The sequence below is a fragment of the Microbacterium sp. BWT-B31 genome, from assembly GCF_041379855.1.
Taxonomy (GTDB): domain Bacteria; phylum Actinomycetota; class Actinomycetes; order Actinomycetales; family Microbacteriaceae; genus Microbacterium.
Genome location: NZ_JBFECU010000004.1, coordinates 58,509 through 84,283, shown reverse-complemented (window position 1 = coordinate 84,283; position 25,775 = coordinate 58,509). Strand labels below are relative to the sequence as shown.

Here is a 25,775-nt window from a genome sequence, read left to right as displayed (position 1 = left end):
TCTCCGTCGACGTCACAATCCGGTCACGCCGGGTTGTAGCCGCGCGACGGCATTGGTTAGTGTTCACTAACTGAGCTTTCAGGTTAGCGAGGATTAACTGAGATGGCAAGCACTCTCACTCAACGCGAACGCGCCAAGGCCGATCGGTACCAGGCGCTCCTCGACGAGGCCGCTCGCCTGTTCGCGGCGAGGGGCTTCAGCGGCGTCAGCCTCGAAGAACTCGGCGCCGCCGTGGGTGTCAGCGGGCCGGCCGTCTACCGGCACTTCGCCAACAAGCAGGCGCTGCTGGGCGCCATCCTGATCGGCGTCAGCGAGCGGCTGCTCGCCGGCGGTCGCGCTGTGGTGGCATCCGGCGAGACCCCGCAGGAACAGCTCACGGCCCTCATCGCGTTCCACGTCGACTTCGCGCTGTCCGACGCCGACGTCATCCGCGTGCAGGACCGCGATCTTGCGAGTCTCGTCGACGACGACCGCCACGCCGTGCGCCGGCTGCAGCGCGAGTACGTCGAGCTGTGGATCGGAGTGCTCGAGGCGATCCATCCCGAGCGCGCCGCGAACGACCTGCGCGTGCGCGCCCACGCGTGCTTCGGCCTGATCAACTCGACCCCGCACAGCGTGCAGGCGCTGCGGGACGCCCCGGCCGACGACGAGATCCCGCCCCTCTTGCGCTCGATGGCGCTCGCGGCGCTCAGCGTCTGATCCTGTTCGCCGCGCCCAAGCCGCACGCCGCGCCCTGCGCGCACGGCGACGGGCGCCCCTCACGCCCGCCGCCGCTGCCCACGTCGGTCAGCGCAGCAGCATCGCCCTCCCGGGCTCGCGCAGCACACCGGCGACCTCGACGAGAAAGCGCGCGCCCTGCTCCCCGTCCACCAGGCGATGGTCGAACGCGAGCGCGAGCGTCATGACGTCGCGCAGCGCGATCTCGCCGAGGTGCTCCCACGGCTGCCGCCGCACGGCGCCGAGCGCCAGGATCCCGGCCTCACCCGGGTAGAGGATCGGCGTTCCGGTGTCGACGCCGAACACGCCCACGTTGGTGATCGTGAACGTCCCGCCTCTCATGTCGGCCGGCGCTGTGCGTCCGGCGCGGGCGGTGTCGGCGAGTTCGGCGATCGCAACGGCGAGGCTCGTCAGCGAGAGGTCGTGCGCGTCGCGGATGTTCGGCACGACCAGGCCCCGTTCGGTCGCCGCGGCGATGCCGAGGTTCACGAAGTGGTGCAGGACGATCTGTCCGGCCTCCTCGTCCCATGCCGCGTTGAGCATCGGATGCCGCGTCAGCGCGAGGCACACTGCTTTCGCGGCCACCGCGAGCACGCCGATGCGATGGCCGGCGAGGGCGCGGTCCGCGCGCAGAGAGGCGATGAGCTCGGTCGTCGCGGTGACGTCCACGGTCAGAAAGGTCGTCGCCTGTGGAGCGGTGGAGGCGCTGCGCACCATCGCCTCGGCCGTGACGCGGCGCACCCCGCGGATCGGCGTGCGCGTGATGCGCTGCGCCTCGGTCGGGTCGGGCGCGTCGGCCGGGGCATCCGTCGCCGCCGGTGCGTGCTTCACCCTCGCGGCGAACGCCTCGACGTCGGCGCGCGTGATCAGGCCGTCGGATCCGGATGCCGCCACCAGCGCCAGATCGACCCCGAGGTGCTTCGCGAGGCGCCGCACGGGCGGCGTCGACCGCGGGCGCTCGAGGGGCGCCTCGGGCTCGGCGGCGCGGATCGCATCGTGCGGTGCGGCCTGCCGCACGGCGGACTCGAGCACCGCCGTGCCGATCCCTCCCGGCGAGGCGGCCGAGACCCGGCGCGCACGGCGCTGCGGGCGGGTCTCCGTGCGGGGAGCCGCGCCATACCCGACCAGGTTCGGCTCGGGTCGGGCCTCGCTCTCGCGCGCGAGGCCGGCGGCCTGGTCACCGGGGGCGGGCGCGAGCGCAGTCGGCGCCCCCACCTCGAACGACACGAGGGGCGAGCCGACGGCGACCACGTCGCCGGCTGCGGCGTGCAGCGCGTGGATCGTGCCCGCATACGGCGACGGCAGCTCGACGACGGCCTTTGCCGTCTCGACCTCGGCGATCGTCTGGTTGAGCGTGACCGTGTCGCCCACCCCGACGAGCCATTGCACGAGCTCGGCCTCGGGCAGTCCCTCGCCGAGGTCGGGAAGCAGGAACTCCTCGATCACAGCGCCTCCCCCTCCAGCACCGTCGCGCGGTCGGCGTCGACCGCCCATGCGGCATCGGCACCCGACCTGCTGTTCGGCTTGCCGAGCACGCGGTCGACTGCATCGAGCACGCGATCGAGGTCGGGCAGGTGATGCTTTTCGAGCTTCGCGGGCGGGTACGGGATGTCGTGGCCGGTCACGCGCTCGGGCGGCGCCTCGAGGTGGTGGAAACAGCGCTCGGTGACGCTCGCGACGATCTCGGCGCCCAGTCCCGCCTCCTTCGCCGCCTCGTGCACGACGATCACGCGCCCGGTCTTGCGGACGGATGCCGCGACCGCCCGGTAGTCCACGGGCGAGAGCGATCGCAGGTCGATCACCTCGAGGGACACCCCTTCGTCCTCGACGGCGGTCGCGGCATCCATCGCCGTCTGCACCTGCCCGCCGTAGGTGATCACCGTGACGTCCCGGCCCTCGCGCGCCACGCGGGCCAGCCCCATCGGCGCCGCGTCGGCGAGGTGCCCGTCGAGGTCGACCTCGCCCCGCACGTGGTACAGCCGCTTGGGCTCGAAGTAGACGACCGGGTCGTCGCACGCGATCGCCTGCCGCAGCATCGTGAAGGCGTCCTGCGGGTTCGACACGGCCACCACGCGCAGGCCGGAGGTGTGCACGAAGTACGCCTCGGGCGACTCGGAGTGGTGCTCGGCTGCGCCCACTCCGCCCGCCCACGGGATGCGGATCGTGATGGGCATCGTGACGTTGCCGCGCGTGCGGTAGTGCAGCTTCGCGACCTGACTGACGATCTGGTCGAACGCCGGGTAGACGAATCCGTCGAACTGGATCTCGACCACCGGGCGGTAGCCGCGATACGCGAGCCCGACCGCGGTCCCGACGATGCCGGATTCGGCGAGGGGCGTGTCGATCACGCGCATCGCGCCGAACTCGTCGAGCAGCCCGTCGGTCACGCGGAACACCCCGCCCAGGCGCCCGATGTCCTCGCCCATCACGAGCACCTTCGGATCGTCGCGCATCGCCTGGCGCAGGCCTGCCCCGATCGCCTTGGCCATTGTCAGCTCGGTCATCGCGCCGGCTCCTCGGCCGCCTCGAACCCGGCGAGGTACGCGGCGTACTGGCGGCGCTGCTCGTCGAGTCCGGTGTGCGGCTCGGCGTAGACGTGGTCGAAGACACCGAGCGGCTCGCGGGAGGGCGCGTTCAGGCACGCGTGGCGAAGGCGGGCCGCCCATTCGTCGGCAGCCGAGGCCACTGCCTGCGCGAACTCGTCGTCGAAGCCGCCCTCCGCGCGCAGCAGCGCCTCGAGCCGCGCGATCGGGTCGCGCTGGCGCCACCGCTCGACCTCGTCCTGGTCGCGGTAGCGCGTGGGATCGTCGGAGGTCGTATGCGGGCCCATGCGGTAGGTGACGGCCTCGATGAAGGCGGGGCCCCGGCCGCTGCGCGCGTGGTCGAGAGCCCACCGCATCGCGGCGAGCGAGGCGAGCACATCGTTCCCGTCGATCCGCAGACTCGGGATGCCGAAGCCGGGCGCGCGTCCGGCGATCGGGAACTTCGCCTGCACCGAGACGGGCTCCGAGATCGCGTACTGATTGTTGGTGCACACGAACACGACAGGGGCCTGGAACGAAGAGGCGAACACCAGCGCCTCGCTGACGTCGCCCTCGCTCGTCGCGCCGTCGCCGAAGTAGGCCGCAGTGACCTGGTCGGTGCCGTCGCGCTGCACGCCCATCGCGTAGCCCACCGCGTGCAGGGACTGCGCGCCGATGATGATCTGCGGCGTCGCGACGCCGAGGTCGTAAGGGTCGAAGCCAGAGTGCTCTTCGCCACGCCACGACACGACGAGGTCGACGGGCGCGGCGCCGCGGGTGACGAACACGCCCAGCTCGCGATAGCTCGTGAAGGCGAAGTCGTCGGCGCGCAGCGCACGGGCCGTGCCGATCTGCACGGCCTCCTGGCCCTGGCACGGCGCCCACAGGCCCAGCTGCCCCTGCCGCTGCAGGGCGACGCCCTCGGCGTCGAGGCGGCGCGCGACAACCATGTCGCGGTAGAGACCGCGCAGCGTCTCGAGGTCGACGTCGGCGATCCAGGGACTGAGCCGCGGATCGCTCACGCGGTCCCCGTCGGAGGTCACCACGCGTGCGACGTCGTCGACGTCGGTGGCAGGCTCTGAAGCGGTCTGGGTGTGCGTCATCGTCATCCCTCCTCGGTGCATCCGCCCTCGTAAGGCGGATCCCCTCGAATCGCCGGCATCGTCGCCGACGAGCTGAGAGTACGTCGCAATGGCACCTAGCTCAAGTATTCGCGATGCGCTTGAGCATGTTGCGCATTCCGAGATGCACGAGCGTGCTAATCTTTCGCACTATGGGGACTCTCGACCACGTCGATCTCGAACTTCTGAGCGCGCTCTCAGACGATCCGCGCGCAACCGTCGTCGCCCTCGCCGACAGGCTGGGCCTTTCGCGCAACACCGTCCAGGCGCGCATGGCGCGCCTGGAGCGCACGGGCGTCTTCCTCTCGTTCGAGCGCAGCCTCTCGGCATCCGCGTTGGGCTTTCCGATCGAGGCGTTCGTGCAGGTGATGGTGCGCCAGGCGGATCTGCCGCCCATCATCGCCGAGCTCGCGCTGATCCCCGAGATCGTGCAGGTGCACGGGCTCAGCGGCCCGGTCGATCTGCTCGTGCGGGTCGCGTGCCGCGACACCCAGCACCTTTTCGAGACCGATGCCCGCATCCTCGCGGTCGACGGCGTCGAGCGCACCGAGACCTCGCTGGCGATGGGCGAGGTGATCGGCTACCGCGTGAAGCCGCTCATGGAGCTGGCACGACGGGAATCGAAGCAGTCTCACCCGTAGGCGCGGACTCGCCGTCGAGGCGGACCAGCACCACGCCCGCGAGGATCAGCGCCCCGCCGACGAACTGGATCGGCGCGGGGGTCTCGCTGAGGAACAGCCACGCAAAGCCCAGCGCGAACAGCACCTCGGAGAGCCCCACGAACGACGCGACGCGGGATCCGACTCGCGGCACCGCCATGACGCCCAGCGCGTAGCCCAGGGTGGTTCCGACGGCGCTCACCCACAGCAGCGGCATCCAGCCCGGCACCTCGGTGCCAGCCAGCACGACCGTGACCTGCGGGGCCGCGAACGGCAGCACGCCGATGAGGCACAGCAGCCCCACGAACGCCACGCCGGTGAGGAGCCCGCCCGAGGCCAGTGCCAGCGCCGGCAGCGAGTCGCCCGTGCGCTCGGCGATGAGGAAGTACGCGCCCACGCACAGCGCCGCCGCCAGGGCGAGGAGGGTTCCGAGCAGGTCGAAAGAGGCCCCCGAGATGTCGACGACCAGCACGAGGCCGACGACGGCGACGGCGGAGCCGATGAGCACGAGCCGCGACGGCGCCTTGCGGGTGCGCACCCACGCGAGCGCGACCAGGAGCACCGGCGCGAGGTACTGGATCAGCAGCGCCACAGCCACGGGCATGCGCTGCATCGCCGAGAAGAAGAACAGCTGACAGCCCGCGACGGCGGTGAGGCCGAACCCGAGGATCAGCGGGCCGTGCCGGCGCAGGAACCCCCGCTCGCGGCGCAGTGCCGTCACCAGGGCGGGGGCGAGGATCAGCCCCGAGACGGCCATGCGCACGACGAGCGCCGCGCCGAGTGACCAGCCCGCCTCCAGCAGCGGCTTCATGAACGGCCCGCTCGACGAGAAGGCGAGCGCGGAGACGACCGCCATGACGAGGCCGGTCGTGCGCCCGTGCGCCGAGAGCGTCGGTGCGATGACAGGAAGGGACGCGGTGGAGACGGTCATGCCAGGCCCAGACTGTCAGGGGTGAAATGTGTTTACGCTGGTGACAGTAATCATTCGGATGTCAGGAGTCAAGATGGTCTTCATCCATGACACCGCGCGCACACTCTCGGCGGTCGTCGACCTCGTGAACACGCTGCCCGGCTACGACGACGCCGACACCCTCACGACCCTCGACGAGTTCGACGGATTCCTCGCCGCCAACCCCTACACCGGGGCCGTGCGGCGCGACGAGGCCGAACTCGCCGCGGTCCGAGGCATCCGCCCGCGCCTTCGCGAACTGTGGGACGTCGACCGCATCGCGGCCGTCCCACTCGTGAACGCGATGCTCAGCGACGGCCGGGCGCTCCCCCGGCTCGTGATCCACGACGGGTACGACTGGCACATCCACGCGACCTCCGACGACGCACCGCTGGCCACCCGCATCCTCGTCGAGGCCGCGATGGCCTTCGTCGACGTCATCCGCTCCGACGAGTACGACCGCATCCGGGTGTGCGCGGCCGACGACTGCGACTCGGTCTACGTCGACTACTCGCGCAACGGCTCCAAGCGCTACTGCGACACCGGCAACTGCGGCAACCGCATGAACGTGCACGCCTACCGGCAGCGAAAGGCGCAGGGGGCCGGCTGAGACCGCTGCCGCGCCTCACGGCCGACGGCCGCGACGGCCTGGCCTGGTGAGCGGCGCGGCGACGGCTCAGGAGTCGAGGAACGCCCTGATCGCGGCGGCTGCGACGGACGGCGTCTCGTAGTGGATGAGGTGCCCCACCTCGGGGATCTCGACGAGCCGCGCGTCGGGGAAGAGCGTCGCGAGGGTGCGCTCCGCCTCGATCGGGGTGATGTCGTCGCGCTGCGCCGCCACGAGCAGAGTCGGCTGGGTGATCGCCCGCGCGAACTCGCGCACGTCGTGCGACACCGAGGCGAGGAACGCGTCGTGCAACGCGTCACGCGACGCGAAGCGCGAGAAGTACGTGTCGTGCTGGTCGTGGATGAACCGCCGCAGCCCAGGGTCCTTCGTCTTGGCCATCGAGACGCTCATCACCCGCACGATCGCGCGATTGCGCAGCACAGCGTCGCCCGCGCGGTGAGGCAGGCGCGCGCCGACCCAGTAGTAGAACACGGCGAGGCGGGTGAGGATGCCGCGCGGACCCTGCAGCGCGGGCGCGCCGATCGGGTTCACGAGCACGACGCGGGGGGCTTCCAAGCCCCCCGCCACCGCAGCCGACACCACGATGGAGCCGAACGAGTGCCCGAGGATGACCGCGCCCGGCGCGACCTCGGCGGCGAAGGCGCGCAGCCAGTCGACGAACAGCGAAAGGTCGTGGGTGCGCCCGGGGATGGGCGGCGTCTCACCGAACCCGGGAAGATCGGGCGAGATCACCCGATACTCGGGCAGATGCGCCACCACGGGCTCGAGCCCGTGGTGCTCGCCGCGGAACCCGTGCACGGCGATCACGGTGGTGTCGGCGTTCGCAGGCCCGTACACCCAGTACGCCGTCGTGCCCCCCAGCACGCTCGCCTCGCGGCGCTCGACCGGGATCGGGTCGAGCAGTGCGGCGTAGGGGTTCGCGACGGTCACCCGAGAAGTCTACGAGGGGGTGCCTGAGGGTTCGTCGGCGCGGCACCCGCCGATGTCGGAACCGACGCATACCGTCGAAGGCATGGATCTCTGGCAACCCGAGCCGCCTGGGGCACCCGCCCTCTTCGACCTGGCCGAGGTCGCCGAGGCCGAGCCGCCTGCGTGGTCGAAGGTCCTCGGCGTCTTCGACCTCGAGACCACCGGCGTCGACGTCGAGCACGACCGCATCGTCACCGCGCACGTCGGGGTGCTCGACGCGGGAGGCATGGTCATGCACGCGCGCGATTGGATCGCCGACCCCGGTGTCGAGATCCCCGAAGGCGCCGCGGCGATCCACGGCATCACCACCGAGCGCGCGCGCCGGATCGGGCGCCCCGCGCACGAGGTGGTCGACGAGGTGGTCGAGGCGCTGCGCGGCCTGCTCGACGCAGGCATCCCCGTCGCGGCCTACAACGCGTCATACGACTTCTCGCTGCTCAAGCACGAGGCCTTGCGCCACGGCATCCGGCCGCTCGTCGACCCGGCTCCCGTCATCGACCCGCTGGTCGTCGACAAGCGCCTGGACCGCTACCGCCGGGGCAAGCGCACCCTCTCGGTTGTCGCCGAGCACTACGCCGTGCGGCTCGACAGCGCGCACGAGGCATCCGCCGACGCCGTCGCCGCCGGCCGGGTCGCCCAGGCGCTCGCCCACAAATACGCGCGGATGTTGCCACCGACGGCAGCCGAACTGCACACGCAGCAGATCGCCTGGGCGAGGGACCAGGCCCAGAGCCTCACCGAGTACTTCGTCCGGATCGGGCGGATCGAGCCCGACGAGCGGCTCGACGGCAGCTGGCCGGTGCGCTGAGGCGAGGCATCCCCTCGCGGAAACGACGAAGGCCCCGCGGAAGCGGGGCCTTCTCGGTGTGGGAGCCTTACTTGGCGCCGCCGAAGTTCTTAGATGACATCTATCCGCCTAACTCCTCGGGCAGGTTCAGAAGCTCCGGCGGTCTCCTGTTCCATGACCGCTCATGCCACCCATGACCCTTTCGCAGGCACGCCGTACCGACTCCTCCTCGACGCGAGCGACGCGCTAGACCTGGCGCGCTACCACGGCAGCGGCCCTGACAGCATCGGCTACGACCCGCGCGCCGCCGTCGCCGCAATCGACGACACCCTCGCCGCGCTCGCAGCCGCTCGGGCGATCCTCGAAGGCGAGGCGGCATGACCTGCCCCATCGCCCCCCGCGTCGTCCTCTATGTTCGCCTCTCTAAGGAGAGCGCCACCTCTACCTCGATCGCCGGTCAGAGTGACGACCTCACCCTCCTCGCCGAGCGCAGCGGATGGGACGTAGTCGCCATCTACACCGACAACGGCAAGAGCGGCGGCAAGGAGCGCGCAAACGCTCAGGCGGCCTTCGACCTCTGGGCACGGGGGGACGCCGACTACCTCGTGGTCTACGCCTACGACCGCTGGAGCCGTATGGGCATCAAGACCCTCGCGGCCCTCATCGACGTAGTCGACGCCCGCGCCCGCGACGCTCGCCCTGCCGTTTTCATCGCCGTCCGCGAAGGCATCGAGTCGACGCAGCAGGACTGGCAACTCCGCGCGGCCTTCGCGGCCGACATGGCGAAGCGCGAGCGCGACCTCGTCTCGGCGCGACAGACCGCCGCCCGCGCTCGCATGCGCAACCAGGGACGCAACGCCGGCCACGGTACGCCACCGTTCGGCTACCGCACGGGCCCGCATCCGTCCTTGCCCGTCGGCCGAGGCTTCCACGTCGTCGAGGAGGAGCGCGCGATCATCCGCGAGGTCGCCGAGCGCATCATCGCGAACGAGTCGCTCGTACGCATCGCGAAGGACCTAACCAAGCGCGGAATCCCGACGGCGAAGAGCGCGGCGCGGCGCGCCGCTCTCGCCGCCGACCGACGCGACCGAGGAGAGACCCCGAGCGAGAGCGAGGCCGAGCTACTCGACGTCGATGCGGCGAGTCGCGACCGTGGCCGCTGGACGCTCGGCCGTATCCGCTCGACTTGGACAAGCGACCACCTCCTCGGCCGTGTCTCACACAACGGCGAGCCGGTTTATGGTCCCGACGGCGCACCGCTCGCGCCGTTCGAGCCGATTCTCACGCTCAGCGCCGCAATGGCAATCCGCCAGCGCTTCGAGGCCACCAAGCGCGGCGCGCAACCGCTCCGGCGCGCGTCTGCCCTCCTCTCCGGCGTAGCGTACTGCTCCGGATGCGACGCGCGGCTCTACCCGAAAGAGACCGGCGGCAAGCCTGGCCGCCGGTACGTCTCGTACTCCTGTTCGGCATCCGGCCGTGGGCTCTCCTGCCCGCGCCCCGTGTCCATGTCCGCGCGCAAGCTTGAGCGTGAGGTCGAAGCCCGCTACCTCGGCGTCATGGGCAATGTCCCAGAGGTGCGCACTGTCGAGCGGTTCGAGGACTCCGCCGCCGAACTCGTAGACCTAGAGGCAAGGCTCAAGGAGTTGAACGCGCGCGCGCTTGAGGCCGAAGACGAAGACGACGAAGACGACATTCGCGCTCTCATGGCCCCGCTCAAGGCGCGCCGCAGAAGCCTCCGCAACGCCACGCCCACGCGCGTCGCCGAGGTAGTTCCCACTGGGCGCACCTATGGACAAGCGTGGGAGGACGGAGGCGACAACGCCAAGCGCTCGCTCCTCCTCGACGCCCTCGACCACGTCAGCGTGCTCCCGGCGACCGCCGCCGAGCGCGTCGTCTTCCACTGGCAGGACGCCCCCGAGGTGGAAGGATGACCGCATGACCACCGCCGACCTCATCCGCGCCGCCGAGGAGGCCGCAGCTCGCTACTCGACGCGCGTGGGGCAGGCCCACCGGCGAGGAGCCGCGCCGCGGGTGACCCCGCCAGCGTGACGAAGTGGTGCAAGAAACCTACATTCTCTATTACGCCGGAGGCGCTCTCTCTCTGGAAGTAGCAACTCTGCACCACAGGATGCACCAGGCCCGGAAACACGCGGATTTCGTGGTGCAGTTCCGCCTGTAGCGCCGCTGAAATTGCACCACTTCTGCACCACTCAGCGGCAGCTTCTGCACCATCCCGGCACCCCGTGTAAACGCCTCGCCCGACTCCTCGGAAGTCCTTTGGGCAGCATCCGCCCTCTGGGCGGTCTCCTCTGTGTCGACAACGTCGACAACCTCGCCAACACCAAGGAGACCAACGATGTCCACCACCTCCCCTAGCTGTAGCTCACATGAGCCGAAAATCGGCCGCCTCGGCCGCCTCGTCTGGCAGAGCGACGAACGCTACCCCCGCGACGCGCGCGGCCGATTCGTCCCGCGGCCCTTCCGCATGATCCTTTACACGGATAACGGCCCCCTGCTCGTCGAAGAGCCGCCGACGACGCACGCCGAGGGGGCCTCCGCGTGACCGCGCTCGCCTTCACCCTCTCGCGAGCCTGCCGCGTCTGCTTCGGCCCCATCGTTTACACGGGCAGGGGCCGCTGGCCGACCGTGTGCTCGCCCCAGTGTCGGGGCGCCGCTCGCGCCGATGATGCCCGCGCCCGCCGAGCCGCGCCCCTCCCGAGCACCAAGCCGACCAAGGCGCGTTACCTCGCCATGCTCGACAACATGGCCGCCGAGCGCCGCAGCCGCTACGACGACCCCGAGCCATCTACGCCGCGACGCAACGCACGCGGCGCCCTCGCTACCGACGACATGGTCAGCAGCAGAACAGGTCGCCTCGACGACTACGAACCGTCGTTCGCCGACCCCGACGACCCGGCGCCCGCTCTCGTCGTCGTGGAGCTGACAGCCAGCGGCACCCGCTGGGACAACGCCCACGCCACCTCGCGCCGCCGAGACCCGGCCGCGCGATGGCTCGCCGCCCACCATCCCGACGAACTCGCCGACTTCCCGGCCGCCCTGTAGCCGAATCGGTACTAGTGAGGGCCTAGCACGCGCGCGCCAACGCGCCGCCCTCCCGCGCAATCTCCCGGCCCCGCGCCGGAGTTCTCCTACTTTGGCGAGGCAGAGAACACCCCCACGACGGCCCCCGGCCCGCTTCATCAGAGGCGAGCACGGGGGCCGCCGTGCATCCCCTCGATGCCTCGCCACCGCTTCGAGACTCCCGCTCGTGAAAGCCGACCTCATGCCCACCTTCGCCGCATGGCTCGCCGACCCCGTCGGCCCCCTCCCCCTGCCCGACCGTCACCGCCGCCGCGTTCGTGGCTCCGGCGAAATGGCCTCCCCGATGGGATGGCCGGCCGCGCTCATCGCCCCGTGCATCGTCGACCTCGTCGCCGACCGTGGCGTGACCTACCGCTACGGCAAGGGCCTCGCCATCGACGGCGTCCCGGTCCTGCAACGCGCCGTCATCAGCATCTGCGTCGACGTCATGCGCGCCTCCGCCGACACCCTCGAAGACGACTACAACCTCACCGACGAAGCGCGCGGGCTCCGCCTGACCGCCGACGACGTCGAGACCAGCCGCGCCGCCAGCGGCAACCTCCTCGACGCTCTCCGCCCGCTCCTCCCCGAAACACCCCTGGGCGACCTCGCCGCCTTCTTCGACGACTGCCGCGACCGTGGATTCATCGCCCGCAGCGACCTCACCGTGGCCTACCTCGCAGCAGGCGCCCCGGGCAACCTCACCCGCACAGCTCTCTACGCGCAGACCGCAACCCACTACCGACAGACCGCCCGCCGAGGCATCCGAGGCTTCGACACCCGCACCGCCGCGCAGCTGTCGACGCCAGCCCCGGGGAGCCTCGAAGCCGCCCTCGCCGCTCTCGTCGCCGACCATGGCGCCGCCGCCGTCTCCGACGCTCTCGCCGCGATCCTCAAGGACTCCGCATGACCACGGCCCACGCCACCCCCGACCGTCGCCCCGGCCGCGCCGCCGCAGCTCTGCACATCAGCCGTGCAACGGCCCGCGGCCTCCTCGCGATGCCCAAGCAGGTACGCGCCGACCTCCTCGCCGAGGTGTCCCGCGTCGACCCTCACGCAACCCTCGCGTGGCTCCGCACGCAGCCGCCCGCCGAGGCCATCTAGTCCCCTCGCCCGTCTCGGCGAGGTGTACCGCGCCGCCCGCCGCGTCCCTGACGAGGGACACGGGACAGCGGCGCACCTGTCCCACTGTCCCGCGTGGGACACCCCCGGCGCTGAGCGCCTCTCTCGCGGCCCAAGAGCCGCACCCCTGCCATCGACTTACCGAGCCTCACACGAGCGTCCAGCGCGGCGCTCGTGACCGCCAGAGCGCGCCGAGGACGGGACACCGACAGCACCCCTCCGATGTCGGCCCATGCGGCCCACCGTCACCCCCGCGAGTTGCGGCCCATACCCATCCGCGCGCATCCGCGCACCCCTCCCCAAGGAGCCATCAATGGCCAACACCTTCATTCACGAGCCGCAGCTCATCGCCGAACTCGCCGCGAAGCTGACCGGCAAGGACTTCAACCTCGCCGGCCTCATCTCGACCGACGCCGCGGCCGACTTCGCCGAGGGAGGCGGGGCGACCGTCCGTATCCCGGTCCCTGGCGCCGTGCCGACGCGCACCAGGGCGATCGGCGACAAGACGACCGCGCTCGTCGTCGACGAACTCGCCGAGAAGTACATCGACGTGACTCTGACCGACCACCTGTACAACGTCGTGGTCCTCTCCGAGGGCGACCTCTCGCTCGACATCAAGAGCTACGCGAGCCAGGTGCTCGGCCCCCAGACGCGCGCCGTCGCGGCCCGCATCGAGGCACTTACCGCCGCCGCTATGTCGGCGACGCCGGCCGATGAGACGATCACCTACGACGCGAGCAACCCGGCGCGCGCCTTCACCGCCGCCCGTCGCGTGCTCCGCCTCAACGGAGTGCCCGACTCGGCGACGATCAAGGCCGCCGTCGGTGCAAACGTTTACGGCGACCTTCTCGACGCCGTCGCCATCGAGAACGGCAAGGTTCGCGACATCGAGGTAATCGAGTCGACGCGCCTCGCCGCGGACGACATCGTCGTCTTCATCCCCGAGGCGTTTACCCTCGTCGCCCGCGCGCCGCGCGTGCCGCAGGGCGCCGCCTACGGCGCGTCGATCAAGACCCCGATCGTCGACAAGGAGCGCGGCGCGCAGTTCGCGTGCCGGGTAGTCGGTGACTACGACAGCACCGTCGCCGCGGATCGCTCCCTCATCTCGTGCTTCGTCAAGGTCGCGGCCATGCCGCTCCCTGTCGACCGTGAGAACGGCACCGTCGACCTCGTCGAGCACGGCGGAGTCGTCCGCATCGCCGGCGAGTAATCCCCCGAGGCCCCGCTCGACCACCGCACCGGGCGGGGCCTCACCCCGCGCAACCCGCGCACCACACCGGCAGGGCAAGACGCCCGCCACAACGCCCAAGGAGGCACAGTATGACCACCGACAACACCGCGCCCATCGAGACGCTCACCGACGCCGAGACGGCTGACCCGGCGACCGACACCGACGAGGCGCCCACCGACGCGAGCACCACCGCGCCGCCGTGGGGCGACGACTTCGACCCCGCGCGCGCATGGCAGACCATCAGCAAGCTCCGCGAGGGCGAGAAAGAGCTCAAGGCCCGCCTCGGCGTGGCCGAGCGCGACCTCGCCACCGCGACAAGCCGCGCGACCGCAGCCGAGGCCGCCACCCTCGCCGCACGCCGCGAGGCCCTCATCGCCCGCGCGAGCCTCCCCGACACACTGCACCCCTTCGTCACGGCGAACGACGAGGACGGCATCGCCGCCCAAGTCGAGACCCTCCGCAACGCCCTCACCGAGGGCGCAAGCAACTCGCGCCGCCCGCAAGCCGCGGTGATCCCCGGCCACGGGGGCGAGGACGACACGCCCCACAACGCCGACGCCATCGTCGCCGGCATCCGCTAGGAGCCTCGCCATGCTCATGACCCTCCCGCCCCCTCTTGCGGCGCTCCGCATCGTCTCCGAGGAGGCGCACCGATGACCCCCGAGGCCCGCATCGAGCAGGCGTTCACAGCTCTTCCCGCCGACCTCCTCGACAGGCTCCTCGCCCTCGACGACGCGACCGCGCACGCCGTACACAATCGCGCGACCCGCCGCCTCCTCGGCGTGGCCCGAGCAGAGGGACCGCTCGCCATCGCCCCGGCCGCCGTCCGCATCGTCGAGACCACCCTCGCCGACGCCCTCGCGCGCTGACCCGTCCCCCTAACGCCTCGCCTCGGCGAGAGCACGCAGCGAGCCACTTTCCCTCGCGTGGCGTGAGCACCTGCGGCCTAAGGAACCGGCGAGGTGAGCGCGTGGCCTGGCAGGGGTGCCAGGCGCGACGCGCACGCGGCCCCGCCCCCGGCTCTTTCCCGTCTCCTCGGACTCCGGCGAGCGGGGCCGCCCCTCAATTTGCGTTTAAACCTGGGCGGTCACTCTTCGCGCCCGGTGGGGCATAGACGCTTTCCCGAGCTACGAAGAGCCGGCTGTGGTTCCACAAACGCCGCTCAGAGTTCCCCCGATCACCCCGCGCCTTCCCCTAAGGAGTACCCATGCCCGACGCCCCCGAAGACAACCTCGCCGGCCTCCCGTCGGAGTGGAGCGAGTCCGCCCGCGAGACCTACGCGCAGATCGACGACGACAACCCCCGCATGACCTCGGCGCAACGCGCCACGCTCTTCGAGTGTTGCGGCCTCCTCTCCCTCGCCGACGACCTCGCCGCCACGATCCCGACCAACGGCCTCATGATCGGCGGCAGCCGTGGGCAGCTCGTCGTCAACCCCGCCATCGCCGAGGTACGCGCGCTCCGTCGCGACGCCCTCGCCGCGCTCCGTGGCCTCGCACTCGCGATACCGAAGGACGCGACCGCCGCAAGCCGCGCCGCCTCGGCGCTCGTCGGCGCGAGGTACGGCCGATGATCCCCCGCAGCACCCGAGTCGGCGACACGACGCGCCCCGACACCAACCCCTACGGATGGCGCACCCCCGCCGACGTCGTCGCCGCGCTCAAGGCCCTTGAGGCCGAGCCGCTCCCCGTGATCCGGCCGGCGTCCCACGACGCGCCGACCATCTGGCGAGCGTTCAAACACGCCTACGCCCCGCACCCCGTCTACGCCGCCGCCGTCGAGTGGCACTCCGCAGCGCGAGGCCCGAGCACGTCGCCCGCCTTCCCCGACGACCTCTGCCAAGCCATCACCTACGTCCCCGTCCACGGCATGCACCGATGGGACGCCGAGCAGCGAGCCGCAGCTCCCGCACCCGCCGCCGACGACGCGGCACTGTTCTAGACCCTCCCTGGCCCCGGCCTCCTCCTCCACGCGAGGGCGAGCGCCGGGGCCTTTCGTCGTTTACACGCCGTACCAACTCCCGGCGCTCCTCGCGTCGCCGCCCGAGCACCGCCCCGCGATGGCCCTGCCCGCGCGGAATCCGACGGCGACCCGCGAACACAAAGATAACGATTCGATATCTGTATCTCCGGTAGCACATTGCCGCAAGCCCGAGTCATCCGCTATCCAACGCGCCGCACTTTCGCGAGCGTCGCGCGCGCCGATGTCCCCGGCCGGCGCTACCCTCGCAACGCGGCCGGAGACAGGAGCGCGACCCCATGCCCAACCCCCGACCCACCTGGCACCCCCTCGGCGACGCCGTCGAAGGCTTCGTCGGCCCCGCCGCCTCGTGGGGCGAGCACCCACCCTCGGCATAGCAAGAGGCCCCCGGGTCTCCCCAGGGGCCTCTAGGCTGACCGTGCAGGCTCTGAGCGTCTAGGTCACGTTCAGAGCCTGCCTCACGCCGCTACGGCCTCCCGCGCCGCCCGCTCGTCGACCACCGCCACGAGCCGCTCGACGTCCCGCTCGCCGAGGCCGCCCATCGCGGGCCCCGCGAGCACGAGGTCGACGACCCCGTCGACGCCGTCGGCCGCGAGCGCCACCTCGACGACGTCCGCGACCCCGACCGCCTCGACCGACCCGGCGGCCAGCCCCGCCCGACGCAGCCCCGCCGCGAACGCCCACGCCGACGCCTCCACGACCTCCGCCCCGAACGCCTCGACCCGCTCCATGATTGCCGCGCTACCCTGCATGACTTTCCTCTCCGGCGTCGTCCCTCAGCGGCGACGCCCAAGGACGAACATACACTCGGTGTAAACGCCGTCTGACCAGGCAAAACGCCTCGCGCAAGCCGTCTTACGCGTGATCCGCCCGACGCACGAGGAAAGGCCCCCAGGGTTTCCCCCGGAGGCCCTTCGGCGTCGCTCGGCTTGCGTTCAGGCCTTAGCGTGCGCCAAAGTTCTTGAAGCGCTGGTTGAACTTCTCGACGCGACCGGCCGAGTCCATGATGCGCTGCTTGCCCGTGTAGAACGGGTGCGAGGCCGACGAGATCTCGACGTCGATGACGGGGTACTCGACACCGTCGAGCTCGATCGTCTTGTCGCTTGTCACCGTCGAACGGGTCAGGAAGGTCTCGCCCGAGCCGAGGTCGCGGAACACGACCGCCTGGTAGTCGGGGTGGATGTCAGTCTTCATGGGGGTCCTTTGAGTGTGGTGCCCTGGATTTTGCCAGGACGGACAAAGTCTGAGGTGCGAGTGCACCAAAGAGCGATTCTATCAGCCCCGGGCCGCAGGCGCGGAATCGGCTCAGCTCGCGGCGCGCGCGGCGTAGCGGCCGCCGCTCTCGCTGAGCGCGATCGGCACCCCGAAGGTGTCGGTGAGGTTCTCGGAGGTGAGGGTCTCGGTGATCGGTCCCGCCGCCACGACACGCCCCTCTTTGAGAAGCAGAACGTGCGTGAAGCCGACCGGGATGTCTTCGACGTGGTGCGTGACCATGATCATGCCCGGGGTCGTCGGCGCCTGCGCGTAGCCGCCGAGGAGGATCAGCAGCTCTTCGCGTGCTCCGAGGTCGAGGCTGGCAGTGGGCTCGTCGAGCAGCAGCAGTTCGGGGTCGGTCATCACCGAGCGGGCGATCTGCACGCGCTTCTGCTCGCCGTCCGACAGGGTGCCGAAGGTGCGGTCGGCGAGACCTTCGAGCTTCCACTCGGCCAGAACCCGCAGCGCGCGGCGCTCGTCGATGTCTTCGTACGCCTCACGCCAGCGGCCGAGCACGGCGAAGGCCGCCGTGAGCACGACGTCGAGCACGGTCTCGTCGGCCGGGATGCGCCGGGCCATCGCGGTGGAGGCGAAGCCGACGCGTGTGCGCAGTTCGAACACGTCGGTGCGTCCCAGTCGCTCGCCGAGGAGGTCGACCGTTCCCGAGGTCGGATGCTCGAGCGTGGCCGCCAGCTGCAGGATGGTCGTCTTTCCCGCGCCGTTGGGACCCAGCACCACCCAGCGCTGGTCGTCGGTGACCTGCCAGTCGATGTGATCGATGATGTCTCGGGCGTTCCGGCGGACGACGACGTCGGAGAACTGGAGAACCTGCGGCATGCTCTCAGCCTATCTGCCGCGCGCGGTCACCTCCGCGTACAGCGCCGCAGTCTGCTCGGCGATGCGCGTCCAGCTGAAGTCGTTTCTCGCCCGCTCGCGTCCCGCGCGCCCGTAGGCCGCGGCGCGCTCGGGATCGCTCACGACCTCGGTGAGCACCGCGGCGAGATCGGCTACGAACCTCTCGGGGTCGACGGGGGTTCCGGTGCCGTCCTGCACCTGCTCGATCGGCACGATGCGCCCGGTGACCCCGTCGACGACGACCTCGGGGATGCCGCCCGTCGCGGTTCCCACGACCGCGGCGCCGCACGCCATCGCCTCGAGGTTGACGATCCCGAGCGGCTCGTACACCGACGGACAGACGAACGTCGTGGCCGCGGTGTGGATCGCGCACAGCTCGCGGCGCTCCAGCATCCGATCGATCCAGACGACACCCTCGCGCGTCGCCTGCAGGCCTTCGACGAGGCCGCGCACCTCGTCCAGGATCTGCGGGGTGTCGGGCGCGCCGGCGCACAGGATCACCTGCACGCCGGCGGGCAGGCGCTCGGCGGCGCGCAGGAAGTACGGCAGGCCCTTCTGGCGCGTGATGCGCCCGACGAAGACGACGGAGGGCTTGTCGGGATCGATGCCGAGCCTCTCGAGGAGGGCGGGGTCGGAGGTCGGATGCCACGCCTCGACGTCGATGCCGTTGTAGATCACCCGCACATCGGCGGGGTCCAGCGCCGGGTAGCAGCGCAGGATGTCGCGGCGCATGCCCTCGCTGACGGCGACGACCGCCGCGGCGCTCTCGTACGCGGTCTTCTCGATCCAGCTCGAGACGGCATAGCCGCCGCTGAGCTGTTCGGCCTTCCAAGGGCGCAGCGGCTCGAGACTGTGCGCCGTCACGATGTGCGGCATGCCGTTGAGCAGCGAGGCGACGTGACCGGCAAAGTTCGCGTACCAGGTGTGGCTGTGCACGACGTCGGCCCCGGCGGTGTCGACCACGATCTCGAGGTCGGTGCCCATCGTCTGGATCGCGCCGTTCGCGCCCGCCAGTTCGGCGGGAACGGCGTACGAGGCGGTGGCGGCCTCGTCGCGCGGCGCGCCGAACGCGCGCACCCGAACGTCGAGTTCGGGAAGCGCCCGCAGCGCCTTCACGAGCTCGGTCGCGTGCACTCCCGCCCCCCCGTAGATCTCGGGCGGATACTCCTTCGTGATGAGGTCGACTCGCATGTCACGAACGCTAGTACACGGGGCACGGGGGTCCTAGGGTGGACGCATGCCCGGTGCGCCAAAGGTCTTCGGAATCATCCTCGCCGGAGGCGAGGGCAAGCGACTCATGCCTCTCACGGCCGACCGTGCGAAGCCCGCCGTGCCGTTCGGCGGGCAGTACCGACTGATCGACTTCGCGATCTCGAACCTCATCAACTCCGGGCTGCGTCAGATCGTCGTGCTGACGCAGTACAAGTCCCACAGCCTCGACCGGCACATCTCGCAGAACTGGCGCATGTCGCCCATGCTCGACAGCTATGTGGCGTCGGTGCCGGCGCAGCAGCGACTGGGCAAGCGCTGGTTCTCGGGCTCCGCCGACGCGATCCTGCAGAGCCTCAACCTCATCAACGACGAGCAGCCCGACATCGTCGTGGTGGTCGGCGCCGACCACGTGTACCGCATGGACTTCCGCCAGATGCTGGCCTCGCACATCGCCACCGGCGCGCGCGCGACGGTCGCCGGCATTCGCCAGCCCATCGGGCTGGCGAACCAGTTCGGTGTCATCGACGTCGATCCGGCCCACCCCGAGCACATCCGCGAGTTCCTCGAGAAGCCGCAGAACCCCACGGGACTGCCGGACTCGCCCGGCGAGGTGCTCGCCTCGATGGGCAACTACATCTTCGACGCCGACGCGCTCATCGAGGCGGTCGACCTCGACGGCGAGCTGCCGACCTCGAACCACGATATGGGCGGCGACATCGTGCCCTACTTCGTCAGCCGCGGTGAGGCCAGCGTCTACGACATGACGCACAACGACGTGCCGGGATCGAACGACCGGGACCGCTACTACTGGCGCGATGTCGGCACGATCGACTCGTTCTTCGACGCCCACATGGACCTCATCTCGACCCTGCCCGTGTTCAACCTGTACAACACGGCCTGGCCGATCCACTCGCAGCTGGTCAACTCCCCGCCGGCGAAGTTCGTGCGCGACTCGGTGGGCCGCATCGGCAACTCGATCGACTCGATCGTCTCGCTCGGCTCGGTGCTGTCCGGCACGCACCTCGAGCGCAGCGTCGTCGGCCCCTGGACCCTGGCGGGCGGCGGCTCGACGATCACCGACTCGGTGCTCTTCGACCGCGTGCAGGTCGGGCAGGGCGCCCGCATCCATCGTGCGATCCTCGACAAGAACGTGCTGCTGGCCCCCGGCGCGACGGTCGGCGTCGATCGGGAACGCGACCTCGACCGCGGCTTCACCGTGACCGATTCGGGCATCACGGTCGTCGGCAAGGGCATGCGCGTCGACCGATAGCGGCACCGCGGGCGTGTGAGCCACGCCGCACGCGGCATTACCGTTGACGTATGCCCGATGCCTCCGCGCGCTTCCTGGTCGTGCTCGACGCCGACTCCACCCTGATCCGCAACGAGGTGATCGAGCTGATCGCCGACGAGGCCGGACGCGCAGCCTCCGTCGCCGCGGCCACGGAGGCCGCGATGCGCGGCGAGGTGGACTTCGCGACGAGCCTGCGCTCGCGTGTCGGCGAGCTGGCCGGTGTCCCGGTGTCAGCGTTCGCGCGCGTGCTGTCGCGCATCGAGCCGACACCCGGGGTGCGCGAGCTCATCGCGGCGGTGCACGCGCGCGGCGGTCGCGTGGGCGTGGTGTCCGGCGGCTTCCACGAGATCCTCGACACGGTCGCCCCCGACCTGGGCGTCGATATGTGGCGCGCGAACCGCCTCACGGTCACCTCGGGGCCCGACGGTGACGCCCTCTCCGGCGTCGTCGACGGAGAGATCGTGGATGCCGAGGGCAAAGCCGCCGCGCTTCGGGAGTGGGCCGCCCAGCACGGCGTTGCGCTTCACCGCACGATCGCGATCGGCGACGGGGCCAACGATCTGCGGATGATGGCGGTCGCCGGCCTCGGCATCGCGTTCAACGCGAAGCCGGCGGTGCGCGCCCAGGCCGACGTCGTGATCGGCCCGGTCGACCTGCGCGAGGTCATCCCGCTCCTGCCGTGAGGCCCGGCAGGCTGCTGGCCCGGGTCAGTGCCCCATGCCGAGGCCGCCGTCGACCGGGATGACGGCGCCAGAGATGTACGCGGCGTCGTCCGAGGCGAGCCACGCAACGACGCCGGCGACCTCGTCGGGCGTCGCGAAGCGACCCGCGGGGATGCTGCGCTTGTACTCCGCCTGGGTCTGGTCGGGAAGCGCCGCGGTCATGTCGGTCTCGATGAACCCGGGGGCCACGACGTTTGCCGTGATGCCGCGACCGCCCAGCTCGCGCGTGAGCGAACGCGCGAAGCCGACGAGCCCGCTCTTGGACGAGGAGTAGTTGATCTGCCCGGCCGAGCCGTAGAGCCCGACGACGCTCGAGATGAGGATCACCCGACCCCACTTGGCGCGCAGCATGCCCTTCGAGGCGCGCTTGACGACGCGGAACGCGCCGCCGAGATTGGTCGACACGACGCTGTCGAAGTCGTCCTCGGTCATGCGCAGCAGCAGCATGTCCTTCGTGACACCGGCGTTGGCGACGACGATCTCGACCGGGCCGAGGGATGCCTCGACCTCGGTGAACGCGGCGTCGACGGCCGCGGCATCGGTCACATCGGCACGCACGGTGAGGGTGCCCTCGGGGCCCTCGCCGGAGCGGGCGGTCACGGCCACTCTGTAGCCTTCGGCGACGAAGCGCTCGGCGATGGCGCGGCCGATGCCGCGGTTTCCGCCGGTGACGAGGACGACGCGATCGTTGGGCATGTGCAGCTCCCGAGAGGTGGGGTGGATCGGGCCCCAGCCTAGCGGGATGGCGTTGACAGGCCCGACGGCCACTGGAACGCTGGAACGCGACCCAGAGAGGCTCCCCATCATGAGCGAACCGACGCCCGACGCCGCGGCGCACCAGCCGAATCCCCCCGCACAGCCGCAGCCTGTCGCCGAGCCGAGCGCCTATGCGCCGCCGGCCGCCTACCCGCCCGCGCCGGCCGCGTACCCGCCGGCTCCGCAGTACCCCGCCAGCGGCGCGTACCGGTCCGCTCCCCCTTACGGCGCGCAGTCGGCGTACCCTTCTGCGCCCGCCTACGGCGGCGGATACGCGCAGCAGCCCGGCACGAACACGCTGGCGATCGTCTCGCTCATCGCGTCGATCGTGGGGTTCACGGTCATCCCGTTCATCGGCTCGGTCGTCGGAGTCATCACGGGCCACATGGCGCTGTCGCAGATCAAGCGCACGCAGGAGCAGGGCCGCGGCCTCGCGATCGCGGGCCTCATCGTCGGCTACGTCGGCATCGGCCTGACCCTGCTGTCGGTGGTGCTGCTGCTTGCGCTGGTGCCCGCGTTCGTCACGTTGATCACGGAGCTTCCCCGCAGCGTCTGATCGCGCGATCAGACCGCCCGGGCGGCGCCACGTGCGCGCCGAGCCGTGGATGATCCGCGCCTGCTCGCGCGGCGTAGGCTGGACGCACCGTGAAGAACTCGACCAAGGCCACATCGGCCACATCGTTGCCGCGCGCCCCGCGCGACGACGCGAGCGCGCGCTCGAAGAAGTACATCGTCATGATGAGCGTCCGTGTCGTGTGCTTCCTGCTCATGGTGCTGGTGACGCCCTACGGCTGGTACACGTGGATCTTCGCCGCGGGGGCGATCTTCCTGCCGTACATCGCGGTCGTGATCGCCAACGTCGGCAAGAACGAGCCCGTCGCGCCGATCGAGAGTCCGGAGCGCGCGCTGCCGCAGGCGCCCACGACCCGGACACCTGCGCGCTCGGCCGCCGACACGGTCATCCGCATCGAAGAGACGCGGTCGCTGCCCGTGTCGTCCGACGACGCGCCGCCGCAGGACGGGACGGCGGCGTGAGCGCCCCGGCCGTCGAGTGCTCACGCGCCGGATGCCGCGAACCCGCGCTGTGGCGCGTGCAGTGGCGCAATCCACGCATCCACGCCGAAGACCGCCGCAAGACGTGGGTCGCGTGCGACGAGCACCGCGACTACCTGCGCGACTTCCTCGCGGCGCGGAGCTTTCCCGTCGAGGTGTCGCGGCTGGAGGCATCCGCCCGCGAAGCCGTGGAGCGCACGCGATGAGCCTCAAGACCGCGCGCCCCGCGGTGCGCTGGAGCGTCTACGTGCTCGTCGCGATCGTGTTCGCCGTCGCGTGCGGATTCCTCTCGAACTGGCAGTTCTCACGCAACACGCAGCGCGCCGCGCAGCTCGCACTCGTCGCGGCGAACTACCACGCCCCGCCCGTCTCGCTCGACGAGGCGATCCCGTCCGGCTCGGCGCTAGACCCCGCCGACGAGTGGCAGCCCGTCGAGCTGGTCGGCCAGTACCTGCCCGCAGACCAGCTGCTGGCGCGCAACCGCGCGCACGGCGGCACTGCGGCGTACGAGGTGCTGGTGCCGTTTCGCACCGAGAACGGCCGCGTGCTGCTGATCGACCGCGGCTGGCTCGCACCCGGCAGCGCCCAGCCCCTCCCCGACGAGATCCCTGCGGCCCCCGAGGGCGAGGCGAGGGTGATCGTGCGCCTGCGACCCGGAGAGCCCGTCCCGTCGTCCGGTCGCGGCGCCGACGAGGGCCAGGTGCCGACTATCAACCTGCCGCTCGTGGCCGAGCAGCTCTCCCCCGCCGTGAGCGACGCCCTCGAGCAGAGCGCCTACGGGCTCATGGTCTCCGAGGATCCGGCGCCTGCGACCCGTCCGCAGACGCTCGAGTCGCCCTCCGACGACCCCGGTCCCCACCTGTCGTACGCGATCCAGTGGATCCTCTTCGCCGTGATGGGCTTCGTCTTCATCGGCTACATCATCCGCACCGAGCGCGCGCGCCGCCGCGAAGACGCCGAAGAGGCCGAGGCCGCCGCGCGCACCGAGGACGAGTCGACGGATGCCGCAGCCGTCGCGCCCGCCGAGGACGAGAAACCCGCCCCCGCGCCCTTGCCGCGCCGGCGCCACCGCGACCGCGACGCCGAGGACGAGGACGCGCTGCTCGACACCGCAGGGCGCTGACGCCCCGCGCGCGACCGCTCACGCCGCGGCTGCTCGACCACCGGACTTGCTGATCACGCCAGCGTGATCAGGTCGATGTAGTCGCGACCCCAGATGTCTTCGACGCCGTCGGGGAGGATGAGCACGCGTTCGGGGTTGAGCGCCCGCACGGCGCCCTCGTCGTGCGAGACGAGCACCACCGCGCCCTCGTAGTGGGCGAGGGCGCCGAGGATCTCTTCGCGCGAGGCGGGGTCGAGGTTGTTCGTCGGCTCGTCCAGGAGCAGCATGTTCGCGCTCGAGACGACGAGGGTGGCAAGCGACAGGCGCGTCTTCTCACCGCCCGAAAGCACGCCCGCGGGCTTGAGCACGTCGTCGCCGGTGAACAGGAACGATCCGAGCACCTTGCGGGCCTCGGTGGCGTTGATGTCAGGGGCGGCCGACATCATGTTCTCGAGCACCGAGCGCGACACGTCGAGGTTCTCGTGCTCCTGCGCGTAGTAGCCGATCTTGAGGCCGTGGCCGGGCTCGATCACGCCGGTGTCGGGCTTGTCGACGCCGGCGAGCATGCGCAGCAGCGTCGTCTTGCCGGCGCCGTTGAGGCCGAGCACGACGACCTTCGACCCGCGGTCGATCGCGAGGTCGACGTCGGTGAAGATCTCGAGCGAGCCGTACGACTTCGACAGCCCCGAGGCCATGAGCGGGGTCTTCCCGCACGGCGCGGGCTTGGGGAACCGCAGTTTCGCGACGCGCTCCTCCTGCCGCACCTCGTCGAGTCCGGCGAGCATCTTCTCGGCGCGAGCGACCATCTGGTGGGCCGCGGCGGCCTTCGAGGCCTTCGCGCCGAACCGCGCCGCCTGCTGCTGCAGGACGCTCGCCTTCTTCTCGACGTTGGCGCGCTCCTTCTTGCGGCGCTCCTCGTCGGCCACCCGCTGGCGCAGGTAATTCTTCCAGTTCATGTTGTAGACGTCGATGACCTGGCGGTTCGCGTCGAGGTAGAAGACGCGGTTGACCGTCTCGCCGACGAGCTCGACGTCGTGGCTGATCACGATCAGCCCGCCCTTGTAGTTCTTCAAGAACTCGCGCAGCCACACCACGCTGTCGGCGTCGAGGTGGTTCGTGGGCTCGTCGAGGATCATCGTCTGCGCGTCCGAGAAGAGGATGCGCGCCAGCTCGATGCGGCGGCGCTGGCCGCCCGAGAGCGTCTTAAGGGGCTGGTCGAGGATGCGATCGGGCAGCGACAGGTTGTGCGCGATCGAGGCGGCCTCGGCCTCGGCCGCGTAGCCGCCGAGGGCTTCGAAGCGCTCGGTGAGGTTGGCATACTTGCGCATGGCGCGGGCTGCGGCATCGGCGTCGTCGGAGGCCATCGCGAGGGATGCCTCATGCATGCCGATCGCGAGGGTTCCGAGGCCGCGCGCGTCGAGGATGCGTGTGCGCGCGAGCATCTCGGGGTCGCCGGAGCGCGGGTCCTGGGGCAGGTAGCCGAGTTCGCCGGAGCGGTCGACCTTGCCGTCCGCGGGGATGAGATCTCCCGCGAGCACCTTCGTGAGTGTCGTCTTGCCGGCGCCGTTGCGGCCGACCAGCCCGATCTTGTCGCCGTCGGAGACGCGGAACGACACGTCGGACATGAGCACGCGGGCGCCCACGCGGATCTCGAGGTCATGCACGGCGAGCACAGCGGACGTCCGTTCTAGCGGGGGTGGAAGGCGGCCGATCGGCCTCCCTCAGCCTACCGTGGGGCCGCTGGACGCTTGCCGTCCGCACGAT

At 70.8% G+C, this 25,775-nt stretch carries 32 protein-coding genes; 21 read left to right on the top strand and 11 right to left on the bottom strand.

The window, feature by feature from the left end:
• Nucleotides 1-102: 102 nt before the first annotated feature.
• Nucleotides 103-699 carry a TetR/AcrR family transcriptional regulator gene (locus AB1K54_RS06300; RefSeq protein ID WP_371201885.1) on the top strand — a complete coding sequence of 199 codons (597 nt, stop codon included), beginning with the start codon at nt 103-105 and terminating at the stop codon, nt 697-699.
• 87 nt (nt 700-786) lie between these two features.
• Here AB1K54_RS06300 and AB1K54_RS06295 read toward each other — a convergent pair whose 3' ends face one another.
• The 3 genes from AB1K54_RS06295 to pdhA are packed head-to-tail and all read right to left on the bottom strand — an operon-like array spanning nt 787 to nt 4,342.
• Nucleotides 787-2,163: a dihydrolipoamide acetyltransferase family protein gene (locus AB1K54_RS06295; RefSeq protein WP_371201884.1), complete on the bottom strand. Its 1,377-nt coding sequence runs from the start codon at nt 2,161-2,163 to the stop codon at nt 787-789.
• On the bottom strand, nt 2,160-3,221 hold the full coding sequence (locus AB1K54_RS06290) for an alpha-ketoacid dehydrogenase subunit beta (RefSeq protein WP_371201883.1): 1,062 nt from the start codon (nt 3,219-3,221) through the stop codon (nt 2,160-2,162). Before AB1K54_RS06290 ends, AB1K54_RS06295 begins: the two co-directional genes overlap by 4 nt.
• On the bottom strand, nt 3,218-4,342 hold the full coding sequence (pdhA, locus tag AB1K54_RS06285; RefSeq protein WP_371201882.1) for a pyruvate dehydrogenase (acetyl-transferring) E1 component subunit alpha: 1,125 nt from the start codon (nt 4,340-4,342) through the stop codon (nt 3,218-3,220). Before pdhA ends, AB1K54_RS06290 begins: the two co-directional genes overlap by 4 nt.
• A gap of 170 nt (nt 4,343-4,512) precedes the next feature.
• On the opposite strand from pdhA, the gene AB1K54_RS06280 reads away from it, so the two are divergent.
• Nucleotides 4,513-5,001, top strand: a complete 489-nt coding sequence (locus AB1K54_RS06280) for an Lrp/AsnC family transcriptional regulator (protein ID WP_371201881.1) — start codon at nt 4,513-4,515, stop codon at nt 4,999-5,001.
• Here the strand turns inward: AB1K54_RS06280 and AB1K54_RS06275 are convergent.
• A complete protein-coding gene (locus AB1K54_RS06275) occupies nt 4,958-5,950 on the bottom strand; it encodes a DMT family transporter (RefSeq protein WP_371201880.1) in 993 nt (330 codons plus the stop codon). The two genes, AB1K54_RS06280 and AB1K54_RS06275, sit on opposite strands and share 44 nt — an antisense overlap.
• A 73-nt stretch (nt 5,951-6,023) precedes the next feature.
• Between AB1K54_RS06275 and AB1K54_RS06270 the strand changes: the two genes are divergently transcribed.
• The gene (locus AB1K54_RS06270) at nt 6,024-6,578 is read left to right on the top strand and encodes a CGNR zinc finger domain-containing protein (protein WP_371201879.1); all 555 of its coding nucleotides are present in this window, start codon (nt 6,024-6,026) and stop codon (nt 6,576-6,578) included.
• A gap of 66 nt (nt 6,579-6,644) precedes the next feature.
• On the opposite strand, the gene AB1K54_RS06265 is transcribed toward AB1K54_RS06270, so the two are convergent.
• The gene (locus AB1K54_RS06265; RefSeq protein ID WP_371201878.1) at nt 6,645-7,526 is read right to left on the bottom strand and encodes an alpha/beta fold hydrolase; all 882 of its coding nucleotides are present in this window, start codon (nt 7,524-7,526) and stop codon (nt 6,645-6,647) included.
• Between the two features lie 82 nt (nt 7,527-7,608).
• Between AB1K54_RS06265 and AB1K54_RS06260 the strand changes: the two genes are divergently transcribed.
• The 12 genes from AB1K54_RS06260 to AB1K54_RS06205 all read left to right on the top strand — a co-directional run bounded on the left by AB1K54_RS06260 (nt 7,609) and on the right by AB1K54_RS06205 (nt 15,727).
• Complete coding sequence (locus AB1K54_RS06260; protein ID WP_371201877.1) at nt 7,609-8,373, top strand: 3'-5' exonuclease; 765 nt, start codon at nt 7,609-7,611, stop codon at nt 8,371-8,373.
• A gap of 153 nt (nt 8,374-8,526) precedes the next feature.
• Nucleotides 8,527-8,733 (top strand): hypothetical protein, encoded by a 207-nt coding sequence (locus tag AB1K54_RS06255; protein ID WP_371201876.1) that lies wholly within the window; start codon nt 8,527-8,529, stop codon nt 8,731-8,733.
• A complete protein-coding gene (locus AB1K54_RS06250) occupies nt 8,730-10,283 on the top strand; it encodes a recombinase family protein (protein ID WP_371201875.1) in 1,554 nt (517 codons plus the stop codon). The genes AB1K54_RS06255 and AB1K54_RS06250 overlap by 4 nt, the downstream gene beginning before the upstream one ends.
• 425 nt (nt 10,284-10,708) lie before the next feature.
• Nucleotides 10,709-10,915, top strand: coding sequence for a hypothetical protein (locus AB1K54_RS06245; RefSeq protein WP_371201874.1), 207 nt, complete (start codon nt 10,709-10,711; stop codon nt 10,913-10,915).
• A 188-nt stretch (nt 10,916-11,103) separates the two neighbouring features.
• Nucleotides 11,104-11,415: a hypothetical protein gene (locus AB1K54_RS06240; protein WP_371201873.1), complete on the top strand. Its 312-nt coding sequence runs from the start codon at nt 11,104-11,106 to the stop codon at nt 11,413-11,415.
• 205 nt (nt 11,416-11,620) lie between these two features.
• Complete coding sequence (locus AB1K54_RS06235; protein WP_371201872.1) at nt 11,621-12,343, top strand: hypothetical protein; 723 nt, start codon at nt 11,621-11,623, stop codon at nt 12,341-12,343.
• Nucleotides 12,340-12,537: a hypothetical protein gene (locus tag AB1K54_RS06230; protein ID WP_371201871.1), complete on the top strand. Its 198-nt coding sequence runs from the start codon at nt 12,340-12,342 to the stop codon at nt 12,535-12,537. The genes AB1K54_RS06235 and AB1K54_RS06230 overlap by 4 nt, the downstream gene beginning before the upstream one ends.
• 331 nt (nt 12,538-12,868) lie before the next feature.
• Nucleotides 12,869-13,765: a hypothetical protein gene (locus AB1K54_RS06225; protein WP_371201870.1), complete on the top strand. Its 897-nt coding sequence runs from the start codon at nt 12,869-12,871 to the stop codon at nt 13,763-13,765.
• A gap of 110 nt (nt 13,766-13,875) precedes the next feature.
• Nucleotides 13,876-14,367, top strand: a complete 492-nt coding sequence (locus AB1K54_RS06220; protein WP_371201869.1) for a hypothetical protein — start codon at nt 13,876-13,878, stop codon at nt 14,365-14,367.
• Between the two features lie 72 nt (nt 14,368-14,439).
• Nucleotides 14,440-14,655: a hypothetical protein gene (locus tag AB1K54_RS06215; RefSeq protein WP_371201868.1), complete on the top strand. Its 216-nt coding sequence runs from the start codon at nt 14,440-14,442 to the stop codon at nt 14,653-14,655.
• Nucleotides 14,656-14,993: 338 nt separating this feature from the next.
• The gene (locus AB1K54_RS06210; protein WP_371201867.1) at nt 14,994-15,359 is read left to right on the top strand and encodes a hypothetical protein; all 366 of its coding nucleotides are present in this window, start codon (nt 14,994-14,996) and stop codon (nt 15,357-15,359) included.
• The gene (locus AB1K54_RS06205; protein ID WP_371201866.1) at nt 15,356-15,727 is read left to right on the top strand and encodes a hypothetical protein; all 372 of its coding nucleotides are present in this window, start codon (nt 15,356-15,358) and stop codon (nt 15,725-15,727) included. Before AB1K54_RS06210 ends, AB1K54_RS06205 begins: the two co-directional genes overlap by 4 nt.
• Nucleotides 15,728-16,224: 497 nt before the next feature.
• Here the strand turns inward: AB1K54_RS06205 and AB1K54_RS06200 are convergent, their stop codons facing one another.
• From AB1K54_RS06200 to glgA, 4 genes are all read right to left on the bottom strand, one after another.
• Nucleotides 16,225-16,518: a hypothetical protein gene (locus AB1K54_RS06200; protein WP_371201865.1), complete on the bottom strand. Its 294-nt coding sequence runs from the start codon at nt 16,516-16,518 to the stop codon at nt 16,225-16,227.
• A 190-nt stretch (nt 16,519-16,708) separates the two neighbouring features.
• Nucleotides 16,709-16,960 (bottom strand): type B 50S ribosomal protein L31, encoded by a 252-nt coding sequence (locus AB1K54_RS06195; RefSeq protein WP_371201863.1) that lies wholly within the window; start codon nt 16,958-16,960, stop codon nt 16,709-16,711.
• A gap of 111 nt (nt 16,961-17,071) precedes the next feature.
• Nucleotides 17,072-17,857, bottom strand: a complete 786-nt coding sequence (locus AB1K54_RS06190) for an ABC transporter ATP-binding protein (protein WP_371201862.1) — start codon at nt 17,855-17,857, stop codon at nt 17,072-17,074.
• A gap of 9 nt (nt 17,858-17,866) precedes the next feature.
• Nucleotides 17,867-19,066 (bottom strand): glycogen synthase, encoded by a 1,200-nt coding sequence (gene glgA / locus AB1K54_RS06185; protein ID WP_371201861.1) that lies wholly within the window; start codon nt 19,064-19,066, stop codon nt 17,867-17,869.
• 46 nt (nt 19,067-19,112) lie between these two features.
• Between glgA and AB1K54_RS06180 the strand changes: the two genes are divergently transcribed.
• The gene (locus tag AB1K54_RS06180; RefSeq protein ID WP_371201860.1) at nt 19,113-20,357 is read left to right on the top strand and encodes a glucose-1-phosphate adenylyltransferase; all 1,245 of its coding nucleotides are present in this window, start codon (nt 19,113-19,115) and stop codon (nt 20,355-20,357) included.
• Nucleotides 20,358-20,407: 50 nt separating this feature from the next.
• A complete protein-coding gene (serB, locus tag AB1K54_RS06175) occupies nt 20,408-21,061 on the top strand; it encodes a phosphoserine phosphatase SerB (RefSeq protein WP_371201859.1) in 654 nt (217 codons plus the stop codon).
• A 24-nt stretch (nt 21,062-21,085) separates the two neighbouring features.
• Here serB and fabG read toward each other — a convergent pair whose 3' ends face one another.
• Nucleotides 21,086-21,796 carry a 3-oxoacyl-ACP reductase FabG gene (gene fabG, locus AB1K54_RS06170; RefSeq protein WP_371201858.1) on the bottom strand — a complete coding sequence of 237 codons (711 nt, stop codon included), beginning with the start codon at nt 21,794-21,796 and terminating at the stop codon, nt 21,086-21,088.
• A gap of 109 nt (nt 21,797-21,905) precedes the next feature.
• Here fabG and AB1K54_RS06165 point away from each other — a divergent pair, with 109 nt between their 5' ends.
• The 4 genes from AB1K54_RS06165 to AB1K54_RS06150 all read left to right on the top strand — a co-directional run bounded on the left by AB1K54_RS06165 (nt 21,906) and on the right by AB1K54_RS06150 (nt 24,032).
• On the top strand, nt 21,906-22,412 hold the full coding sequence (locus tag AB1K54_RS06165; protein WP_371201857.1) for a DUF4190 domain-containing protein: 507 nt from the start codon (nt 21,906-21,908) through the stop codon (nt 22,410-22,412).
• 89 nt (nt 22,413-22,501) lie between these two features.
• Nucleotides 22,502-22,891, top strand: a complete 390-nt coding sequence (locus AB1K54_RS06160) for a DUF3099 domain-containing protein (RefSeq protein WP_371201856.1) — start codon at nt 22,502-22,504, stop codon at nt 22,889-22,891.
• On the top strand, nt 22,888-23,115 hold the full coding sequence (locus AB1K54_RS06155; protein WP_371201855.1) for a hypothetical protein: 228 nt from the start codon (nt 22,888-22,890) through the stop codon (nt 23,113-23,115). Before AB1K54_RS06160 ends, AB1K54_RS06155 begins: the two co-directional genes overlap by 4 nt.
• Complete coding sequence (locus AB1K54_RS06150) at nt 23,112-24,032, top strand: SURF1 family protein (protein WP_371201854.1); 921 nt, start codon at nt 23,112-23,114, stop codon at nt 24,030-24,032. The genes AB1K54_RS06155 and AB1K54_RS06150 overlap by 4 nt, the downstream gene beginning before the upstream one ends.
• Before the next feature lie 53 nt (nt 24,033-24,085).
• Here the strand turns inward: AB1K54_RS06150 and AB1K54_RS06145 are convergent, their stop codons facing one another.
• Nucleotides 24,086-25,684 (bottom strand): ABC-F family ATP-binding cassette domain-containing protein, encoded by a 1,599-nt coding sequence (locus AB1K54_RS06145; RefSeq protein ID WP_371201853.1) that lies wholly within the window; start codon nt 25,682-25,684, stop codon nt 24,086-24,088.
• Nucleotides 25,685-25,775: the final 91 nt, after the last annotated feature.

Coding starts and splice junctions, on each gene's coding strand:
- AB1K54_RS06205 (WP_371201866.1), top strand. CDS start 15,356: ATGATCCCCCGCAGCACCCGAGTCGGCGACACGACGCGCCCCGACACC.
- AB1K54_RS06165 (WP_371201857.1), top strand. CDS start 21,906: ATGAGCGAACCGACGCCCGACGCCGCGGCGCACCAGCCGAATCCCCCC.
- AB1K54_RS06215 (WP_371201868.1), top strand. CDS start 14,440: ATGACCCCCGAGGCCCGCATCGAGCAGGCGTTCACAGCTCTTCCCGCC.
- fabG (WP_371201858.1), bottom strand. CDS start 21,796: ATGCCCAACGATCGCGTCGTCCTCGTCACCGGCGGAAACCGCGGCATC.
- AB1K54_RS06245 (WP_371201874.1), top strand. CDS start 10,709: ATGTCCACCACCTCCCCTAGCTGTAGCTCACATGAGCCGAAAATCGGC.
- AB1K54_RS06180 (WP_371201860.1), top strand. CDS start 19,113: ATGCCCGGTGCGCCAAAGGTCTTCGGAATCATCCTCGCCGGAGGCGAG.
- AB1K54_RS06275 (WP_371201880.1), bottom strand. CDS start 5,950: ATGACCGTCTCCACCGCGTCCCTTCCTGTCATCGCACCGACGCTCTCG.
- AB1K54_RS06290 (WP_371201883.1), bottom strand. CDS start 3,221: ATGACCGAGCTGACAATGGCCAAGGCGATCGGGGCAGGCCTGCGCCAG.
- AB1K54_RS06225 (WP_371201870.1), top strand. CDS start 12,869: ATGGCCAACACCTTCATTCACGAGCCGCAGCTCATCGCCGAACTCGCC.
- glgA (WP_371201861.1), bottom strand. CDS start 19,066: ATGCGAGTCGACCTCATCACGAAGGAGTATCCGCCCGAGATCTACGGG.
- AB1K54_RS06200 (WP_371201865.1), bottom strand. CDS start 16,518: ATGCAGGGTAGCGCGGCAATCATGGAGCGGGTCGAGGCGTTCGGGGCG.
- AB1K54_RS06220 (WP_371201869.1), top strand. CDS start 13,876: ATGACCACCGACAACACCGCGCCCATCGAGACGCTCACCGACGCCGAG.
- AB1K54_RS06150 (WP_371201854.1), top strand. CDS start 23,112: ATGAGCCTCAAGACCGCGCGCCCCGCGGTGCGCTGGAGCGTCTACGTG.
- AB1K54_RS06240 (WP_371201873.1), top strand. CDS start 11,104: ATGCTCGACAACATGGCCGCCGAGCGCCGCAGCCGCTACGACGACCCC.
- AB1K54_RS06230 (WP_371201871.1), top strand. CDS start 12,340: ATGACCACGGCCCACGCCACCCCCGACCGTCGCCCCGGCCGCGCCGCC.
- AB1K54_RS06300 (WP_371201885.1), top strand. CDS start 103: ATGGCAAGCACTCTCACTCAACGCGAACGCGCCAAGGCCGATCGGTAC.
- AB1K54_RS06195 (WP_371201863.1), bottom strand. CDS start 16,960: ATGAAGACTGACATCCACCCCGACTACCAGGCGGTCGTGTTCCGCGAC.
- AB1K54_RS06190 (WP_371201862.1), bottom strand. CDS start 17,857: ATGCCGCAGGTTCTCCAGTTCTCCGACGTCGTCGTCCGCCGGAACGCC.
- AB1K54_RS06260 (WP_371201877.1), top strand. CDS start 7,609: ATGGATCTCTGGCAACCCGAGCCGCCTGGGGCACCCGCCCTCTTCGAC.
- pdhA (WP_371201882.1), bottom strand. CDS start 4,342: ATGACGCACACCCAGACCGCTTCAGAGCCTGCCACCGACGTCGACGAC.
- AB1K54_RS06270 (WP_371201879.1), top strand. CDS start 6,024: ATGGTCTTCATCCATGACACCGCGCGCACACTCTCGGCGGTCGTCGAC.
- serB (WP_371201859.1), top strand. CDS start 20,408: ATGCCCGATGCCTCCGCGCGCTTCCTGGTCGTGCTCGACGCCGACTCC.
- AB1K54_RS06210 (WP_371201867.1), top strand. CDS start 14,994: ATGCCCGACGCCCCCGAAGACAACCTCGCCGGCCTCCCGTCGGAGTGG.
- AB1K54_RS06255 (WP_371201876.1), top strand. CDS start 8,527: ATGACCGCTCATGCCACCCATGACCCTTTCGCAGGCACGCCGTACCGA.
- AB1K54_RS06280 (WP_371201881.1), top strand. CDS start 4,513: ATGGGGACTCTCGACCACGTCGATCTCGAACTTCTGAGCGCGCTCTCA.
- AB1K54_RS06250 (WP_371201875.1), top strand. CDS start 8,730: ATGACCTGCCCCATCGCCCCCCGCGTCGTCCTCTATGTTCGCCTCTCT.